The following is a 17652-nucleotide window of genomic DNA, read 5'->3' on the forward strand; positions in this document are numbered from 1 at the left end:
GGCCGGCGCCCGCTAGCGGATCGCGGCCACCCGGAATCCGATGCCGGCCGCGCGCAGCCGCTCGGTCAGCGCGTCGCCCATCGCCTGCGCGGTGGTGACCTGGCCGGCTGTCGCCGGCAGGTCGTCGAAGGCGAGGGAGAGCGCGGCCTCGGCGAACATCTTCGCCGTCTCGCCGTAGCCGGGATCGCCGCCCGAGACCTCCGTGAAGACCCGCCGTCCGCCGCCCTCTCCGACGAACCGGACCGTGAACCAGCTGCGGGCCCGCTTCTCCGCGCTGGGCCCCTCCCCGGGCCTGAGCCGGTCCGACAGCCAGCGCCGGGCGGGCGGCAGCTGCGCGGCCGCGGCGACCGCGCCCACGGCCGCCACCCCGCCGAGCGCCACCGGAAGATGCCTGACGGCCGCGTAGTGCCGGTAGCGGAAGTCCGGGCCGTAGCGGTCCAGGGCCTTCGCCGACCGGCGCACGATCTGCGCGTCGATGGTGGGCAGCGGCAGCGCCCAGGCGCCGATCTCCTTGGCGAAGCGCGGCGGTCCGGCGGGCGCGGTCGCCCGGCGGTTCATCAGCCGGGGTTCGTACCGGGCGCGGTCCCGGGCGGCGGCGATCATCTGCCGGGGGCGCGCGAACTGGTCGAGGACGGAGGCGAAGGTGCCGCCGGAGAAGGTCGCGTCGGCGGTCACGAAGCCGTCCACGGTCAGCGGCACGCCCTCGGGCAGCTGGCGGACCGTGAAGTAGGCGCCCAGGTCGTGCGGGACCGAGTCGAAGCCGCACGCGTGCACCAGGCGGGCCCCGGTCTCCCGCGCGCGTGCGTCGTGCCGGACATACGTCAGGTCGACGAACTCGGGCTCCCCGCACAGGTCCAGATAGTCCGCGCCGGTGTCCGCGCAGGCCGCGACCAGGTCCTCGCCGTAACGGCCGTACGGGCCGACCGTCGTGGCCACCACGCGCGCCTGTTCGGCGAGGGCGCGGATGGTGCCGGGTTCCGCCACGTCTGCGCGCAGCAGCCCGACCTCCGTGCCGGCCGGCAGCCGCTCGCGCAGCGCCTCCAGCTTGCGCTCGTCCCGGGCCGCGACCGCCCACCGCAGGCCCAGGGGCGCGTGGGCGGCGAGGTAGTCGGCGGTGAGCTCGCCGACGAAGCCGGTGGCCCCGAAGAGCACGATGTCGTAGGGACGGTCCGTCGTCTTCAGCCTGCTCATGACACCTCTCGGTCGTGCAACCCGCGCCGTTGTCGGTGGCTGAGGCTAGCGTGAGGAGTGCGGACGCACCCCCACCGGGTATCTTGACTAAGCGCTTGCTCGTTCACCCTTGTGTCCAGTGGAACGTGTTCTTAGCATCAACGGTGTTACATCAGTTGTGTCACATGACTGGGGGCGGCATGACCACGGCAGGGACGCCAGGACACGGCCCGCTCTTCGGCGTGCGCGTGGTCGAGCTGGCCGGCATCGGACCGGGCCCGTTCGCCGCCATGCTCCTCGCCGACCTGGGCGCCGACGTGGTCCGCGTCGACCGGCCCGGCGGCCCCGGACTCGCCATCGACCCCGCGTACGACGTCACCAACCGCAACAAGCGCTCGGTGCTGGTCGATCTGAAGGCCCCGGACGGACCGGCCCGCGTCCTCGACCTCGCCGAGCGCGCCGACGTCCTGATCGAGGGCAACCGGCCCGGAGTCGCCGAGCGGCTCGGTGTCGGCCCGGCGGAGTGCCACGCCCGCAACCCCCGCCTGGTCTACGGCCGGATGACCGGCTGGGGCCAGGAGGGGCCGCTGGCCCACCGCGCGGGCCACGACATCGCCTACATCGCCGTCACCGGCGCCCTCGGCATGATCGGCCGCCCCGACGAACCCCCGGCGGTCCCCGCCAACCTGCTCGGCGACTACGCGGGCGGCTCCCTCTACCTCGTCGTCGGCGTCCTGGCCGCGCTGCACCACGCGCGCGCGACCGGCACCGGCCAGGTCGTGGACGCCGCCATCGTGGACGGCACCGCGCACCTCGCCGCGATGATCCACGGCATGGTGGCCGCCGGCGGCTGGCAGGACCGGCGCGCCGCCAACCTGCTGGACGGCGGCTGCCCGTACTACGGCACCTACGAGACCGCCGACGGCGGACACATGGCCGTCGGCGCCCTGGAGCCGCAGTTCTACGCCGAGTTCCTCCGGCTGCTGGGCGGCCTGGACGACCTGGCCGACGCCCGTAAGGACTGGACCCGGTGGGACGAGCTGCGCGAGCGCGTCGCCGCCCGCTTCAAGGCCCGTACCCGGGACGAGTGGACGGCCGTCTTCGAGGGCTCCGACGCCTGTGTGGCCCCCGTGCTCTCCCTGCGCGAGGCCCCGCACCACCCCCACCTGGCGGCCCGCGGCACCTTCACCGACCACGGCGGCATCACCCAGCCGGCCCCCGCCCCCCGCTTCTCCGCGACCCCCACGGCCGTGCGCACCGCCCCCGCCCGGCCGGGCGGGGACACCACCGAGGTGGCGCGCGACTGGGCCGTGCCCGCCCTGCTCGACGACGACAAGGACACCACCTGATGGAGCTCTCGACCTTCCTCGACTACGCGGGCGACCCGCGTGCCGCGGCGGACCGGGCGGCCGCGCTGGAGTCGGCGGGCCTCGACACGGTCTGGGTCGCGGAGGCCTACGGCTTCGACTCGCCCACCATCATGGGATACCTGGCCGCCCGCACCGAGCGGATGAAGATCGGCGCCGCGATCCTCAACGTCTACTCCCGCACCCCCGCCCTCATCGCCCAGACGGCCGCCGGCCTCGACGCGATCTCCGGCGGCCGGGCGGTCATCGGGCTCGGCGCCTCCGGCCCGCAGGTGGTCGAGGGCTGGCACGGCAAGGCGTACGACAAGCCCCTCGGCCGCACCCGCGAGACCATCGAGCTGACCCGGCGGATCCTGCGCCGCGAGACCATCGACCACCACGGCATCACCGACATGCCCCGCCCCGGCGGTCTCGGCAAGCCCCTGAAGATCCTCACCAGGCCGGTCCGCGCCGAGGTCCCGCTCTACGTCGCCTCCCTCGGCCCCGCCAACGTCCGGATGACCGCCGAGATCGCCGACGGCTGGCTGCCCACCCTGTTCATCCCGGAGAAGGCGAAGGACGTCTGGGGGACCCCGCTGGCGGAGGGCGCCGCCCGCCGCGACCCGGCCCTCGGACCGCTGCGGATCGTCGCCGGCGGCCTGCTCGCCATCGGCGAGGACGCGGCCGCCGCACGCGACCTGGCCCGCCCCAGGATCGCCCTCTACGTCGGCGGCATGGGCGCACCGGGCAAGAACTTCTACAACGACCTCGCCGTCGCCTACGGCTACGAGAAGGAGGCCCGGCTCATCCAGGAGCTGTACCTGGACGGCCGCCACCGGGACGCAGCGGCCGCCGTACCGGACGAGTTCTGCGAGCTCATGTCCCTGTGCGGCCCGGAGGGCTACGTCCGTGACCGCATCGCCGCCTTCCGCGAGGCGGGCGTGACCACCCTCGACATCACCCCTGTAGGCCCGGACCCGGCCCGCCTGGTCGAGACCGTCAAGAACTGGCTCTGACCCCCCACCGCCCCGAACCCTCGTTGAAAGGCTTGTCAGTGAGCACCGAAGCGTACGTGTACGACGCGATCCGCACCCCGCGCGGCCGCGGCAAGGCGAACGGCGCCCTGCACGGCACGAAGCCCATCGATCTGGTCGTCGGTCTCATCCACGAGATCCAGGGCCGTTTCCCGGGCCTGGACCCGGCCGCGATCGACGACATCGTGCTCGGTGTCGTCGGCCCGGTCGGCGACCAGGGCTCCGACATCGCGCGGATCGCCGCGATCGCCGCCGGACTGCCCGACACGGTGGCCGGCGTGCAGGAGAACCGCTTCTGCGCGTCGGGCCTGGAAGCCGTGAACATGGCCGCCGCCAAGGTCCGTTCGGGCTTCGAGGACCTCGTCCTCGCGGGCGGCGTCGAGTCCATGTCCCGGGTGCCGATGGCCTCCGACGGCGGCGCCTGGTTCAACGACCCGATGACCAACCTGGCCACCAACTTCGTGCCGCAGGGCATCGGCGCCGACCTGATCGCCACCATCGAGGGCTTCTCCCGGCGGGACGTCGACGAGTACGCGGCGCTCTCCCAGGAGCGGGCGGCGACGGCCGTGAAGGAGGGCCGTTTCGAGCGTTCCGTGGTCCCCGTGAAGGACCGCGCGGGCCTGGTCGTCCTCGACCACGACGAGCATCTGCGCCCCGGCACCACCGCCGACTCCCTCGCCAAGCTCAAGCCCTCCTTCGCCGACATCGGCGAGCTGGGCGGCTTCGACGCGGTCGCGCTGCAGAAGTACCACTGGGTCGAGAAGATCGACCACGTGCACCACGCGGGCAACTCCTCCGGCATCGTCGACGGCGCCTCCCTGGTCGCCATCGGCTCGAAGGAGATCGGCGAGCGCTACGGCCTCACCCCGCGCGCCCGGATCATCGCGGCCGCCGTCTCCGGCTCCGAGCCGACCATCATGCTCACCGGACCCGCCCCCGCCACTCGCAAGGCCCTCGCCAAGGCCGGCCTCACCATCGACGACATCGACCTGGTCGAGATCAACGAGGCCTTCGCGGCGGTCGTGCTGCGCTTCGTGAAGGACATGGGCCTGTCCCTGGACAAGGTCAACGTCAACGGCGGCGCCATCGCGCTCGGCCACCCGCTCGGCGCCACCGGCGCGATGATCCTCGGCTCGCTCGTCGACGAACTGGAGCGCCAGGACAAGCGCTACGGCCTCGCCACCCTGTGTGTGGGCGGCGGCATGGGCATCGCCACGATCGTCGAGCGCGTCTGAAAACCCCGGCGGAACCAAGAGACCTCACGGAGACCCTCACATGACCGAGAGCACCACCATCCGCTGGGAACAGGACGACACCGGCGTCGTCACCCTCGTCCTCGACGACCCCAACCAGTCCGCCAACACCATGAACGCGGCCTTCGTCGAGTCCCTGGCCGCGGTCGCCGACCGCCTGGAGGCCGAGCAGGACTCGATCCGCGGCATCGTCTTCACCTCCGCCAAGAAGACCTTCTTCGCCGGCGGCGACCTGCGCGACCTCATCCGGGTCACCCCCGCGACCGCCCAGGACCTCTTCGACGGCGGCCTCGCCATCAAGCGCAACCTGCGCCGTATCGAGACCCTCGGCAAGCCGGTCGTCGCCGCGATCAACGGCGCGGCCCTCGGCGGCGGTTTCGAACTCGCCCTGGCCTGCCACCACCGCGTCGCCCTCGACACCCCCGGCACCAAGATCGGCTGCCCCGAGGTCACCCTCGGCCTGCTCCCGGGCGGCGGCGGAGTCGTCCGTACCGTGCGCCTGCTCGGCATCGCCGACGCGCTGCTGAAGGTCCTCCTCCAGGGCACCCAGTACAACGCGACGCGGGCGTTGCAGAACGGCCTGATCCACGAGGTGGCGCAGTCGCCGGAAGACCTGCTGGCCAAGGCCCGCGCCTTCATCGACGCCAACCCCGAGTCCCGGCAGCCCTGGGACACGCCGGGCTACCGGATCCCCGGCGGCACGCCCGCCAACCCGAAGTTCGCGGCCAACCTGCCCGCCTTCCCGGCGAGCCTGCGCAAGCAGACCAACAACGCCCCCTATCCGGCGCCGCGCCGCATCCTCGCCGCCGCCGTCGAGGGCAGCCAGGTCGACTTCGACAACGCCCAGGTCATCGAGGCCCGCTACTTCGTGGAGCTGGCCGCCGGGCAGATCTCGAAGAACATGATCCAGGCGTTCTTCTTCGACCTCCAGGCCGTCAACTCCGGCGCCAACCGGCCGAAGGGCGTGGAGCCCCGCAAGGTCACCAAGGTCGCCGTTCTCGGCGCGGGCATGATGGGCGCCGGCATCGCCTACTCCTGCGCCCGCGCGGGCATCGACGTCGTCCTCAAGGACGTCTCCGCCGAGGCCGCCCGGAAGGGCAAGGCCTACTCCGAGAAGCTGTGCGCCAAGGCCGTCGCCAAGGGCCGTACCAGCCAGGCGAAGGCGGACGCGCTGCTGGCCCGCATCACCCCCACCGCGGACCCGCAGGACCTCGCCGGCTGCGACGCGGTCATCGAGGCCGTCTTCGAGGACACCTCGCTCAAGCACAAGGTGTTCCAGGAGATCGAGGCGGTCGTCGCCCCCGACGCCCTGCTCTGCTCCAACACCTCCACGCTCCCCATCACCGCCCTCGCCGAGGGAGTGGAGCGCCAGGAGGACTTCATCGGCCTGCACTTCTTCTCGCCCGTCGACAAGATGCCGCTGGTCGAGATCATCAAGGGCGAGCGCACCGGCGACGAGGCTCTGGCGCGCGCCTTCGACCTGGTCCGGCAGATCAACAAGACGCCGATCGTCGTCAACGACTCGCGCGGCTTCTTCACCTCCCGGGTGATCGGCCACTTCATCAACGAGGGCGTCGCCATGGTCGGCGAGGGCGTCGAGCCCGCGTCGGTCGAGCAGGCGGCGGCCCAGGCCGGCTACCCGGCCAAGGTGCTCTCCCTGATGGACGAGCTGACCCTCACCCTGCCGCAGAAGATCCGCCGCGAGTCGAAGCTTGCCGTCGAGGAGGCCGGCGGCACCTGGACCGCGCACCCCGCCGAGGCCGTCATCGACCGCATGGTCGACGAGTTCGGCCGCCCCGGCCGCAGCGGCGGCGCCGGCTTCTACGACTACGCCGAGGACGGCAAGCGCGCCGGGCTCTGGCCGGGCCTGCGCGAACACTTCACGCAGCCGGGCCACGAGATCCCGTTCCGGGACATGCAGGAGCGGATGCTCTTCGCCGAGGCGCTGGACACCGTCCGCCTCCTGGAGGAGGGCGTCCTGACCTCGGTCGCGGACGCCAACATCGGCTCGCTCTTCGGCATCGGCTTCCCGGGCTGGACCGGTGGTGTCCTCCAGTACATCAACGGCTACGAGGGCGGCCTGCCCGGCTTCGTGGCCCGCGCGCGTGAGCTGGCGCAGACGTATGGCGAGCGGTTCACCCCGCCCGCACTGCTGGTGGAGAAGGCGGACAAGGGGGAGACCTTCACCGACGCCCGCTGACCGGTCCGTCCCACTCGACGGCACACCACAGGCCGGACGCCCCGGGCGTCCGGCCTGGTCCCGTCCTCAGGAGGGCAGGCCCTCCTCCGAGCCGGCGAGCCACTCGTGCACCTCCTGCCTGAGCGACCGCTGGAACGTGGTCAGCAGTGCCTGCACCACCAGCGGCTGCATATGGGCGGACAGGGACTTCACGTCCTGCTCGGTCCGCTCCGCCACCTCGGCCCGGAACAGCTGCGACAGCGCGTGGGCGGCCGCGCGCGAGTGCTCGGTCAGCACCGCGCGCGCGGCCAGGATCGCCTTCTCGGACAGCGGTACGTCCAGGAGCTGTACGGCGAGCCGGAACAGGCCCGGGTCGATGCGGTAGACGTCACCGTCGGGCCGTACGACATCCATCGCGACGAGCCGCTCGACGTCCCCCTCGTCCAGTCGGCGCCCGGCCCGCCGCCGTAGCTCCCCGGCGCTCACCGTCTCCTCGGCGTCCGGGGCCCAGGAGGCCACCACGGCCCGGTGGATGGCCAGGTCGTGATGGCTCAGCCCGGGCGGCAACCGGTGCAGATAGCGCTCGATCGCCGCCAGTGTCATGCCCTGGTGCTGAAGCTCCTCGATGAGCGCCAGCCGGGCCAGGTGCTCGGGCCCGTACCGGCCCACCCGGCGGGCACCGATCACCGGGGGCGGAAGCAGCCCCTTGGTGCCGTAGAACCGGACCGTGCGGACCGTGGTGCCGGCCCGGGCGGCCAGTTCGTCGATCGTGAGCGCCGGCTCGGACTCGCCGTCGGTGTCGGTCGTCATGCGTAGCAGTATCGCTGTCACAGCGGCACTGTGACACCGGAGGATGCGCAGGCCGCACGGTCATCCGTTCGTCGGATGTTCATTCGAATGTCATGATCGCAATCTTGTGAGAAGCGCCGCTGTGTGATCTGTGCCATCGCATACGCCCAGGTGGCCGGGGGAAGGTGGCACCTTGGTCTGTGCCCACCACCGAGCGCGCGGACCGAGTACGTCCGGACACCCGAGCGCGACCCGCTCGGGCGCACCAGAGAGTGGACCCACCTGTGAGCAAGAACGCCGTGGACACGGCACAGGCCGTAGCCACCCGGACCGACGCGGCCCAGACGCCCGCGGACGCGGGCGACGCCGGCTACAGCAAGGACCTCAAGGCCCGCCATGTCAACATGATCGCCATCGGCGGCGCGATCGGCACCGGCCTCTTCCTCGGCGCCGGCGGACGCCTCCACAACGCGGGCCCGGCGCTCGCCCTCGCCTACCTGGTCTGCGGAATCTTCGCCTTCTTCGTCGTCCGCGCCCTCGGCGAGCTGGTCCTGTACCGCCCGTCGTCCGGATCCTTCGTGTCGTACGCGCGTGAGTTCCTCGGCGAGAAGGGTGCCTACGTCGCCGGCTGGATGTACTTCCTGAACTGGTCGACCACCGGAATCGCCGACATCACCGCCATCGCGCTCTACACGCACTACTGGAGCATGTTCACCAGCATCCCGCAGTGGACGCTCGCGCTGATCGCCCTGGCCGTGGTCCTGGCGGTGAACCTCATCTCGGTGAAGATCTTCGGCGAGATGGAGTTCTGGTTCGCGATCATCAAGGTCGCGACCCTGGTCGGCTTCATGCTGATCGGCATCTTCCTGCTGGCCACCCAGCACAAGGTGGACGGCCGGACCCCGGGCCTGAGCGTCATCGGCGACCACGGCGGTGTCCTCCCGCACGGCCTGATGCCGGTCGTCCTGGTCATGCAGGGCGTGATCTTCGCGTACGCGGCCCTGGAGCTGGTCGGCGTCGCGGCGGGCGAGACCGCCGAGCCGGAGAAGGTCGTCCCGCGCGCGGTGAACTCGATCATGTGGCGCGTCGGCATCTTCTACGTCGGCTCGGTCGTCCTGCTCGCCCTGCTCCTGCCCGGCTCGGTGTACTCGGCCGACCAGAGCCCCTTCGTGACGGTCCTCTCCAAGATCGGCGTCTCGGGCGCCGGCGACGTCATGAACCTGGTGGTCCTGACCGCGGCGATGTCCTCCCTCAACTCCGGCCTGTACTCCACCGGCCGCATCCTGCGCTCCATGGCGGTGGCCGGCTCGGCCCCGAAGTTCACGGCCCGGATGAACCGCAGCCAGGTCCCCTACGGCGGCATCCTGCTGACCTGCGCGGTCTGCGTGCTCGGCGTCGGCCTGAACTACCTGATGCCCAGCCAGGCCTTCGAGATCGTGCTGAACGTCGCCTCCCTCGGCATCATCAGCACCTGGGTGATCATCATGCTCTGCCACCTGATCTTCGTCCGGCGTGCGAAGGCCGGGCTGGTCGACCGCCCCTCGTTCCGCCTCCGCTTCAGCCCCGTCACCGAGATCGCCACGATCGCCTTCCTGCTGGTCTGCCTCGGCATGATGTGGAAGGACCCGGAGGTGGGCCGCAAGACCCTCCTGCTCATCCCGGTCATCGCCGCACTGCTGGTGGCGGGCTGGTTCGGGGTCCGCCGCAGGGTCTTCCAGACCGCCGACAAGGAGCTGTCGCAGCTCACGAAGTAGCAGGTCGGCGCCATTGTCAGTGGCATCGCCTACGGTGGCGTCATGTCGGAGATCACTTACATCCGGGGTGACGCCACCGCGCCGTCGGGCAAGGGCGCCAAGGTGATCGCCCATGTCTGCAACGACCTGGGGGGTTGGGGGAAGGGCTTCGTCCTGGCGCTCTCCCGCCGCTGGCCGGAGCCGGAGAAGGCGTACCGCGCCTGGCACCGCGACCGGGCGAAGAACGACTTCGGCCTGGGCGCGGTCCAGCTGATCCAGGTCGACCGGTACCTGTGGGTGGCCAACATGATCGGACAGCACGGCACCAGAACCGGCAGCAAGGGCGTCCCGGTCCGCTACGAGGCGATCGACAGGGCCCTGACCAAGCTGGCCGACGAGGCGATCGAACGCAGCGCCTCCGTCCACATGCCCCGCATAGGCTGCGGCCTGGCAGGCGGCAAGTGGCCCCGCGTCGAGCCGCTGATAGCGGAACGCCTGGTGGCCCGCCACATCCCGGTCACCGTGTACTCCTACGGCGAGGAAGCGCCCTTCTAGGGGCGCGGGGAGCTGCGCGACCAGCCACGACGGCCCCGCAGCCCCCCACCCCACCGCACCCGTCAACCGCCTAGTGCACGTCGTTCGTAGCCTCGATCTTCTTCCACGACTTCGGCTGGGCAACGGCCCCCACGGCCTTCGCCGCGGGCCCCGCCGGCTTCGTCGGCTCGAACAGCCACGCGTCGAACAACGCCGACAGCGACTTCCCGGACACCTTCTCGGCGTACTCCCGGAAGTCGGCCACCGAGGCGTTGCCGTACGCGTGCTCCTTCGGCCACCCCTTCAGGATCGCGAAGAACGCGTCGTCACCGACCGCGTTCCGCAGCGCCTGCACGGCCAGCGCCCCCCGGTCGTAGACGGCGATGTCGAACTGGTCGTCGGGGCCGGGATCCCCCGGCTTTACCGTCCAGAACGCGTCGTCGGCCGGATGCGAGGCGTACACGTAGTCGGCGAGTTCCTGCGTCGTGCCCTCGCCCTCGTGCTCGGACCACAGCCACTGCGCGTAGCGGGCGAAGCCCTCGTTGAGCCAGATGTCCTTCCAGCCCTTGAGGGAGACGTCGTCGCCGTACCACTGGTGCGCCAGCTCGTGCACCACCACGGAGGTGTTGGAGCCGTTCGCGAACTGCTTGGGGCTGTAGTACACGCGGGTCTGCGTCTCCAGCGCGTACCCGGTCGTCGTGTTCGGCACGTACCCCCCGGCCGAGCTGAAGGGGTACGGCCCGAAGTAGCCGGAGAGCCAGTCGACGAGTTCCCCGGTGCGCTCCACGCTCGCCCGCGCCGCCCCGTCGTTGTCGCCGAGGTCCTTGCTGTAGGCGTTGACGACCGGCACGCCGGCCTCGGAGGTGCTCGTCGTGATGTCGAACCTCCCGACGGCCAGCGTGGTCAGGTAGGTCGCCTGCGGCTTGTTCTGCCGCCAGTTGTAGCGGGTCCAGCCGCGCTGTGAACTCGTCGACTGGAGCAGGCCGTTGGAGATGACCTGGGTGCCGTCGGGCACGGCGACCGAGACGTCGTAGGTCGCCTTGTCCAGCGGGTGGTCGTTGCTCGGGTACCACCACCAGGCGGACTCGGGCTCGTCCGCCGCGACCGCCCCGTCGGGCGTGCGGTGCCAGGTGCTGAAGCCGTACGCGCTCTTCGTCGACGGCACCCCGCTGTAGCGGACGACGACGGTGACCTGCGTGCCCTTCGCCAGCGGCGACTTCGGGGTGACGACCAGCTCGTGCTGGCCGGACGTGGCGAAGTCCGCCTTCGCGCCGTTGACCCGCACCTCGCTCACGTCGAGGAGGAAGTCCAGATCGAAGCTGGACAGGTCCTGCGTGGTCCGCGCCAGGATCGTCGCCGTACCGGCCAGCTCGTCGGTGGCCGGCTGGTACTGCAGACGCAGATCGTAGTGGGAGACGTCGTAACCGCCGTTGCCGTAGTACGGGTAGTAGGGGTCGCCGATGCCCGGCGCGCCGGGGCTGTGGCTCGCGGCCGATGCCGGGATCGCCAGCAGCAGGGAGGCCGCCGCGAGTACGCCCGGCGCGAGGATTCTGCGGTGCACGAGAACTCCAGGTCGGTAGGGGGCCGAGGCGCCCGCCACGCCCGGGCGGGAACGCCAAGTCGATGGAGCACGAAACTGTTCGGAGCCTATTCAGTCCCTGTGACCCCTGGCCTGTCCACGGCCCCCGCTGTCACACGATCGCCATTCGGCCGCAATTTGTTCTGTCGGTCCCTCAGGTGCCCTCTTCTGCGCAGGAGTTGACCGGGGTAGCGTCCGCCGCATGCCGAAACGCACGCGCTTCACGATCTGGAGACCGTTCGTCGTCGCGGCCGTCGCAGCCCTGACGGCCGCCTTCCTCAGCCCGGTCGCGGCCCAGGCGGCCGGTACGGCCCCGCGCGAGAGTCAACCGGTCTACTCCTACGCCCACGCCATCCGCGAGGCCGTCTGGGTGGACACCGGGCTCGACTCCGACGGCGACGGGAAGACCGACCGGGTCGCCGCCGACATCGTCCGGCCCGCCGAACCCGCCGCGCAGGGCCGCAAGGTGCCGGTCATCATGGACGCCAGCCCGTACTACTCCTGCTGCGGACGCGGCAACGAGAGCCAGCTCAAGACGTACGACGCCGCCGGGAACGTCGTCCAGATGCCGCTGTTCTACGACAACTTCTTCGTGCCTCGCGGCTACGCCGTCGTCGGCGTCGACCTGGCCGGCACCAACCGCTCCGACGGGTGTGTCGACGTCGGCGGCCGCTCGGACATCCAGTCCGCGAAGGCCGTCGTCGACTGGCTGAACGGCCGCGCCAAGGCCTACAGCAGCCGCACCGGCACCACCGCCGTCAAGGCCGGCTGGACCAACGGCAGGACGGGCATGATCGGCAAGAGCTGGGACGGCACCATCGCCAACGGCGTCGCCGCCACCGGCGTCAAGGGCCTCAGGACGATCGTCCCGATCAGCTCCATCTCCTCCTGGTACGACTACTACTTCGCCCAGGGCGCCCCGCTCTACGACTCCGGACCCGACTGGCTGGCCGGCGCGGTGGAGAGCGACGCCGCCTATGCCAGGTGCGGTGCCGTACAGCAGAAACTCGTCGACGGCGCGCCGCGCACCGGTGACTGGACCGGTCTGTGGACCGAGCGGGACTACGTCAAGGACGCCTCCAAGGTGCGCGCCAGCGTGTTCCTCGTGCACGGCATGCAGGACCTCAACGTCCGCACCAAGAACTTCGGCCAGTGGTGGGACGCGCTCGCCAAGAACGGTGTCGAGCGCAAGATCTGGCTCTCCCAGACCGGGCACGTCGACCCGTTCGACTACCGCCGCGGCGCCTGGGTGGACACCCTGCACCGCTGGTTCGACCATGAACTCCTCGGCTACGACAACGGCATCGACCGCGAGCCGATGGCGGACGTCGAACGCCACCCCGACCAGTGGGTGACCTCCGCCGTCTGGCCGCCGCGCGGCACCGAGGCCACCACCCTGCGCCCGGCCGGCGGTACCCAGGCAGGTGTGGGCACCCTCGGCCTGAGCCGGAAATCCGGCACCGAGACGTTCACGGACGACCCGCGGCAGAGCGAGACCGACTGGGCCGCGCAGATCGCCACCCCGACCTCCGACAAGGCCGGCTTCCTCACCGCGCCGCTCACCCACGACCTGCGGCTGTCCGGCTCCTCCAAGGTCACGGTCACCGCCGCCCCGACCACCTCGACGGCCCACCTGACCGCCGTCCTGGTCGACCTCGGCCCGGACACCATCCGGGACTACGCCGACGCCGCCGAGGGCATCACCACCCTCGGCGACCGCACCTGCTGGGGCGAGAGCACGGCAGGCGACAGCGCCTGCTTCCTGAAGACCGCGGCCCGGACCAAGGCCGTCGACTACACGGTCTTCAGCCGCGGCTGGGCCGACCTCGGCACCTACGCCGACCCCGGCAAGGGCGTCCCGCTCACCCCGGGCAAGAAGTACACGATCACCCTCGACCTGGCGGCCACCGACCACGTCGTACCCAAGGGGCACCGGCTGGCGCTGATCGTCGCGGGCACGGACAAGGACCTCATCGATCCGCCGTCCAGCACCCCGACGCTCACCGTGGACCTGTCCCGCACCTCGGCCAAGGTCCCGCTCGTCGGGGGAGCGGCCGCGTTCGCCCGCGCGACCGCCGCGCGCTGGACCGCCCCCGAGGCGGGCGCCCTGACCGGCGTGCGTGTCCCGCGTACCGTGCAGCGCGTCCCCGCGAGCTGACCGATCAGGCGGCCGGGCCCGGCTCCACCAGCCCGGCCGCCTCACGGGCACAGCCCCAGGCCACCGTGACCCCGGCCCCGCCGTGCCCGTAGTTGTGCACCAGCACCCGCCCGTCCGGCAGGAGTTCACGTTCCAGCCGGACCGCGTCCCGGTACGGCCGCAGTCCCACCCGGTGCCCCAGCACCCGGGCCCCGGCGATCTCCGGCCGTACCGCCGCACACCGCGCCACGATCGCGGCCGCGGTGTCCGGATCCGGCTCCAGGGACCAGGCGTCCTCCTCCGCGGTGCCCCCGAGCAGCAGCCCGCCGGGCTGCGGGAAGAAGTAGGCGGAAACGCCCCCCTCGGAACCCCCCTCGGAACCTCCCTCGGAACCCCCTTCGGCCCCTCCTCCAGGCCCCTCCATGGCCTTGTCGGCGGAGGTGTACCAGGTGCTGATCCCCGGGTTCTCCACCACGACCAGCTGCCCGCGCACCGGACGCACGGCCGGATCGGGAACGAGTGAACGAGCCCCGAGCCCGGAGCAGTTCACCACGACCGCCGCCGGCACCTCGCCCAGCCCGCGCACCCCCCGCTCCTCGACCGTCCCGCCCGCCTTGCCCAACCGCTCCCGCAGCCACCCGAGATGGACCGGCATGTCGATCAGCGGCAGCCGCGCCGAGAGGCCTTCGGCGGTGTCGGCCAGCCCGGGCACCCGGGCCGCCCACGGGCCCAGCTCGTCCAGCCGCAGCCCGTCGTGTACGCCCTCGACCAGGCGTACGCCCGTCTCCTCCGGCCGCGCCGCCAACTCCGTGTACACGGCGAGGGATTCGAGGGCCCAGTCGCCGACCAGCCGCTCCGGCTCGATACGGTACGGCCACCACAGCGCACCCGCGACCGCCGAGGTCGTACGCTCGCCGCTCTCCCGCGCCCAGACCCGCACCCGGCGCCCGCTCTCGGCCAGCACCACCGCCGTGGTCAGCCCGACGACCCCGCCGCCGACCACGATCACTTCGTCACCCAGCTCACGGTCCATGCCCGGACGCTAGCGGAATATGTCATGCCGCGCTCAGATCGTCCCACTCTGGGGATACTCACAGCATGTGTGCCGCATACGCGACCTTCGGCCTGGCCCCGGCGATGCGCGCCGGCGGCGTCCGCGCCGACGGCGGCTACCAGGTCCACCGGGACTTCGTGGACTTCGTCGTCGACGGGTCCCCGCTGCTGTTCCAGCTCTCCGACCTGGACGCCGTCTCCCCGCTCGCCTCCGACATCCCGCCCGCGATCTTCACCGCCCAGGTCCGCAGCCTGTTACTGGAGTCCGACGCACCGCTGCCCGGCGAGCGGTACGTCATCTACGGCTGTCCGGAGTGCGAGGACCTGGCCTGCGGCGCGGTCACCGCGGTCATCGAGCGGGACGGCGACGACTACGTCTGGCGGGACTTCGCCTGGCAGACCGACGAACACGCCGACCTGGAGCTCAACGGCTACCACGGCATCGGCCCGTTCCGCTTCCCCGGGCCCGAGTACCGCGAGGCCCTCGGCGCCCTTCTCGAGGACTCCGGCCCCCCGCCGGGCCGCCGGGTCCTGCTGATCGGCGCCCGCGTCGCCCTCCTCGCCAAGCTGGCCGCCGCCCTGCGCACGATCGGCATCGGCGCCGACATCACCCGCGACGCCGAGGGCGTCCCCGCCGAGGAACTCCGCGGCTACGGCGCCGTGGCCTTCGGCCCCACGGTCGGCGAGACCGAGCGGGCCGCCGTACGCAAGGCTTTCGACCGGGCCGGAGTGGAGGTCGCCCACGTCGACGGGCTCGCCCCGATCGTGCCCCTCCTGGTCGCCCAGATCGAGTACGCCCTCGACCGCAGCCCGCTCCCACAGCGCCGGCTGACCCACCTGGTGGCCGCCGACGGCACGGCCGGCATCGAGGTCACCTCGCCCTGCCGGGTCCGGCTCACGGCGTACCGCCTGGACCGGCTCTCCCGGCCGCGCGTCCAGGACCTCTTCGACGGCGTCCTGGAACCCGGCAGCCACCGCATCCCCCTCGACGGCAAGGCGGCCAAGAACGGGTCCTATGTCGTGGCCCGGACCTCCGGGAGCGTCCTGGTGGCGGCGGCGACGCGCTGACCGGCGCAGAAACGGGGCTGAAGGTGTGCTCCCCGGCGCATTAGGATCGGCGTTCTGATGACTGCCACCCTCGTCGCCAAGAACCTCGCCGCCGGGCACGGCGACCACACCCTCTTCTCCGGGCTCGACCTCGTCGTCGCGCCCGGGGACGTGATCGGTCTGGTCGGTGCCAACGGCGCGGGCAAGTCCACCCTGCTCCGGCTGTTCGCCGGGCTCACCACCCCCGAGCAGGGCGAGCTGCGGCTCTCCCCGCCGACCGCGGTCGTCGGCCACCTGCCCCAGGAGCCGGAGCGCCGGCCGGGGGAGACCGTACGCGCGTTCCTCGCCCGCCGCACCGGCGTCGCCGAGGCACAGCGGGTGATGGACGAGGCCACCCAGGCCCTGGTCGACGGGGCACCAGGGGCCGACGACGCGTACGCCACCTCCCTGGAGCGCTGGCTCGGCCTCGGCGGCGCGGACCTGGAGGAGCGGGCCGAGGAGGTCGCCGACTCCCTGGGCCTGGCCGTCGACCTCGATCAGCCGATGACCTCCCTCTCCGGCGGCCAGGCGGCCCGTGCGGGTCTCGCCTCCCTGCTCCTCTCCCGGTACGACGTCTTCCTGCTCGACGAGCCGACCAACGACCTCGACCTGGACGGTCTGGAACGGCTCGAACGCTTCGTGACCGGCCTGCGGGCCGGCACGGTCGTCGTCAGCCACGACCGCGAGTTCCTCACCCGCACCGTCACCAAGGTCCTCGAACTCGACCTCGCCCAGGGGCGGATCAACCTCTTCGGCGGCGGCTACGACGCCTACCTGGAGGAACGCGAGGTGGCCCGCCGGCACGCCCGCGACGACTACGAGGAGTACGCCGACAAGAAGGCCGCGCTCCAGGACCGCGCGCAGATGCAGCGCTCCTGGATGGACAAGGGTGTCAAGAACGCCCGGCGCAAGGCGTCCAACGACAACGACAAGATCGGCCGCAAGTTCCGCAGCGAGGCCAGTGAGAAGCAGGCCGCCAAGGCCCGCCAGACCCAGCGCATGATCGAACGCCTGGATGTGGTCGAGGAGCCGCGCAAGGAGTGGGAGCTGCGCATGGAGATCGCGGCGGCACCGCGCTCCGGCGCCGTGGTCGCCACCCTGCGGGACGCGGAAGTACGGCGCGGCGACTTCACCTTCGGACCGGTGTCCCTCCAGATCGACTGGGCCGACCGGGTCGCGGTGACCGGAGCCAACGGAGCCGGCAAGTCGACGCTGCTCGCCGCCCTGCTGGGCCGGGTGCCGCTGGACGCGGGGCACGCCGCGCTCGGCTCCGGAGTCGTGGTCGGCGAGGTCGACCAGGCACGCGGCCTCTTCTACGGCACCGAGGCACTGCTGGACGCCTTCTGCGCGGCCGTCCCGGACACCGCGCCAGCCGAAGTCCGCACCCTGCTGGCCAAGTTCGGCCTCAAACAGCACCATGTCCTGCGCTCCGCGGCCACCTTGTCACCGGGGGAGCGGACCCGTGCGGCGCTGGCGCTGCTCCAGGGCCGGGGCGTCAACCTCCTCGTCCTGGACGAGCCGACGAACCACCTCGACCTGCCCGCCATCGAACAACTGGAGTCGGCCCTCGACACCTACGAGGGCACCCTCCTCCTGGTCACCCACGACCGCCGCATGCTGGACGCGGTCCACGTGACCCGCCGCCTGGAGGTCTCGGCGGGCAAGGTGACGGAACGCTGACAACTTCCGGTCCGCAAGCGCCCCGTCAGGGGCGCGGGGCTGTGTCGATATGCGGCTCCGCCGCGTGAGCGCGAGCAAC

The 17652-nt window shown here is 71.7% G+C and carries 13 protein-coding genes; 9 read left to right on the forward strand and 4 right to left on the reverse strand.

Annotated elements, in window-relative coordinates:
- Window positions 1–12: 12 nt before the first annotated feature.
- Window positions 13–1191 (reverse strand): saccharopine dehydrogenase NADP-binding domain-containing protein, encoded by a 1179-nt coding sequence (locus ABZ642_RS37220; protein ID WP_360492874.1) that lies wholly within the window; start codon window positions 1189–1191, stop codon window positions 13–15.
- A gap of 179 nt (window positions 1192–1370) precedes the next feature.
- Here ABZ642_RS37220 and ABZ642_RS37225 point away from each other — a divergent pair, with 179 nt between their 5' ends.
- From ABZ642_RS37225 to ABZ642_RS37240, 4 genes are read left to right on the forward strand one after another with little or no spacing between them, the layout of a single operon-like run.
- Window positions 1371–2519 carry a CaiB/BaiF CoA-transferase family protein gene (locus ABZ642_RS37225; RefSeq protein ID WP_360492877.1) on the forward strand — a complete coding sequence of 383 codons (1149 nt, stop codon included), beginning with the start codon at window positions 1371–1373 and terminating at the stop codon, window positions 2517–2519.
- Entirely contained in the window at window positions 2519–3532 is a 1014-nt protein-coding gene (locus tag ABZ642_RS37230) for an LLM class F420-dependent oxidoreductase (RefSeq protein ID WP_360492880.1), read from the forward strand. The genes ABZ642_RS37225 and ABZ642_RS37230 overlap by 1 nt, the downstream gene beginning before the upstream one ends.
- Before the next feature lie 38 nt (window positions 3533–3570).
- On the forward strand, window positions 3571–4785 hold the full coding sequence (locus ABZ642_RS37235; RefSeq protein WP_351705463.1) for an acetyl-CoA C-acetyltransferase: 1215 nt from the start codon (window positions 3571–3573) through the stop codon (window positions 4783–4785).
- Window positions 4786–4825: 40 nt separating this feature from the next.
- Window positions 4826–7003: a 3-hydroxyacyl-CoA dehydrogenase NAD-binding domain-containing protein gene (locus tag ABZ642_RS37240; protein WP_360492884.1), complete on the forward strand. Its 2178-nt coding sequence runs from the start codon at window positions 4826–4828 to the stop codon at window positions 7001–7003.
- 66 nt (window positions 7004–7069) lie between these two features.
- Here ABZ642_RS37240 and ABZ642_RS37245 read toward each other — a convergent pair whose 3' ends face one another.
- Window positions 7070–7792, reverse strand: coding sequence for a MerR family transcriptional regulator (locus tag ABZ642_RS37245; protein WP_360492888.1), 723 nt, complete (start codon window positions 7790–7792; stop codon window positions 7070–7072).
- A 263-nt stretch (window positions 7793–8055) separates the two neighbouring features.
- Between ABZ642_RS37245 and ABZ642_RS37250 the strand changes: the two genes are divergently transcribed.
- Both ABZ642_RS37250 and ABZ642_RS37255 read left to right on the forward strand, forming a co-directional pair.
- Window positions 8056–9525 carry an amino acid permease gene (locus tag ABZ642_RS37250; RefSeq protein WP_360492891.1) on the forward strand — a complete coding sequence of 490 codons (1470 nt, stop codon included), beginning with the start codon at window positions 8056–8058 and terminating at the stop codon, window positions 9523–9525.
- Between the two features lie 42 nt (window positions 9526–9567).
- Window positions 9568–10059 (forward strand): macro domain-containing protein, encoded by a 492-nt coding sequence (locus ABZ642_RS37255; protein WP_360492894.1) that lies wholly within the window; start codon window positions 9568–9570, stop codon window positions 10057–10059.
- 70 nt (window positions 10060–10129) lie between these two features.
- Here ABZ642_RS37255 and ABZ642_RS37260 read toward each other — a convergent pair whose 3' ends face one another.
- The gene (locus ABZ642_RS37260) at window positions 10130–11599 is read right to left on the reverse strand and encodes a M1 family metallopeptidase (protein ID WP_360492897.1); all 1470 of its coding nucleotides are present in this window, start codon (window positions 11597–11599) and stop codon (window positions 10130–10132) included.
- Window positions 11600–11819: 220 nt separating this feature from the next.
- On the opposite strand from ABZ642_RS37260, the gene ABZ642_RS37265 reads away from it, so the two are divergent.
- On the forward strand, window positions 11820–13775 hold the full coding sequence (locus tag ABZ642_RS37265) for a Xaa-Pro dipeptidyl-peptidase (protein ID WP_360492900.1): 1956 nt from the start codon (window positions 11820–11822) through the stop codon (window positions 13773–13775).
- 4 nt (window positions 13776–13779) lie between these two features.
- Here the strand turns inward: ABZ642_RS37265 and ABZ642_RS37270 are convergent, their stop codons facing one another.
- The gene (locus ABZ642_RS37270) at window positions 13780–14787 is read right to left on the reverse strand and encodes an FAD-dependent oxidoreductase (RefSeq protein WP_360492903.1); all 1008 of its coding nucleotides are present in this window, start codon (window positions 14785–14787) and stop codon (window positions 13780–13782) included.
- Window positions 14788–14852: 65 nt separating this feature from the next.
- Here ABZ642_RS37270 and ABZ642_RS37275 point away from each other — a divergent pair, with 65 nt between their 5' ends.
- Window positions 14853–15875, forward strand: a complete 1023-nt coding sequence (locus tag ABZ642_RS37275; RefSeq protein ID WP_360492907.1) for an oxidoreductase — start codon at window positions 14853–14855, stop codon at window positions 15873–15875.
- 57 nt (window positions 15876–15932) lie between these two features.
- Window positions 15933–17573, forward strand: a complete 1641-nt coding sequence (locus ABZ642_RS37280) for an ABC-F family ATP-binding cassette domain-containing protein (RefSeq protein WP_360492909.1) — start codon at window positions 15933–15935, stop codon at window positions 17571–17573.
- Window positions 17574–17652: the final 79 nt, after the last annotated feature.

The organism is Streptomyces sp. NPDC007157 (genome assembly GCF_040634235.1).
Taxonomy (GTDB): domain Bacteria; phylum Actinomycetota; class Actinomycetes; order Streptomycetales; family Streptomycetaceae; genus Streptomyces.

What these genes read in the sequence shown, in the direction of transcription:
- ABZ642_RS37245 (WP_360492888.1), bottom strand. Translation starts at nt 7,792, where the DNA reads ATGACGACCGACACCGACGGCGAGTCCGAGCCGGCGCTCACGATCGAC.
- ABZ642_RS37220 (WP_360492874.1), bottom strand. Translation starts at nt 1,191, where the DNA reads ATGAGCAGGCTGAAGACGACGGACCGTCCCTACGACATCGTGCTCTTC.
- ABZ642_RS37230 (WP_360492880.1), top strand. Translation starts at nt 2,519, where the DNA reads ATGGAGCTCTCGACCTTCCTCGACTACGCGGGCGACCCGCGTGCCGCG.
- ABZ642_RS37275 (WP_360492907.1), top strand. Translation starts at nt 14,853, where the DNA reads ATGTGTGCCGCATACGCGACCTTCGGCCTGGCCCCGGCGATGCGCGCC.
- ABZ642_RS37280 (WP_360492909.1), top strand. Translation starts at nt 15,933, where the DNA reads ATGACTGCCACCCTCGTCGCCAAGAACCTCGCCGCCGGGCACGGCGAC.
- ABZ642_RS37225 (WP_360492877.1), top strand. Translation starts at nt 1,371, where the DNA reads ATGACCACGGCAGGGACGCCAGGACACGGCCCGCTCTTCGGCGTGCGC.
- ABZ642_RS37240 (WP_360492884.1), top strand. Translation starts at nt 4,826, where the DNA reads ATGACCGAGAGCACCACCATCCGCTGGGAACAGGACGACACCGGCGTC.
- ABZ642_RS37255 (WP_360492894.1), top strand. Translation starts at nt 9,568, where the DNA reads ATGTCGGAGATCACTTACATCCGGGGTGACGCCACCGCGCCGTCGGGC.
- ABZ642_RS37270 (WP_360492903.1), bottom strand. Translation starts at nt 14,787, where the DNA reads ATGGACCGTGAGCTGGGTGACGAAGTGATCGTGGTCGGCGGCGGGGTC.
- ABZ642_RS37265 (WP_360492900.1), top strand. Translation starts at nt 11,820, where the DNA reads ATGCCGAAACGCACGCGCTTCACGATCTGGAGACCGTTCGTCGTCGCG.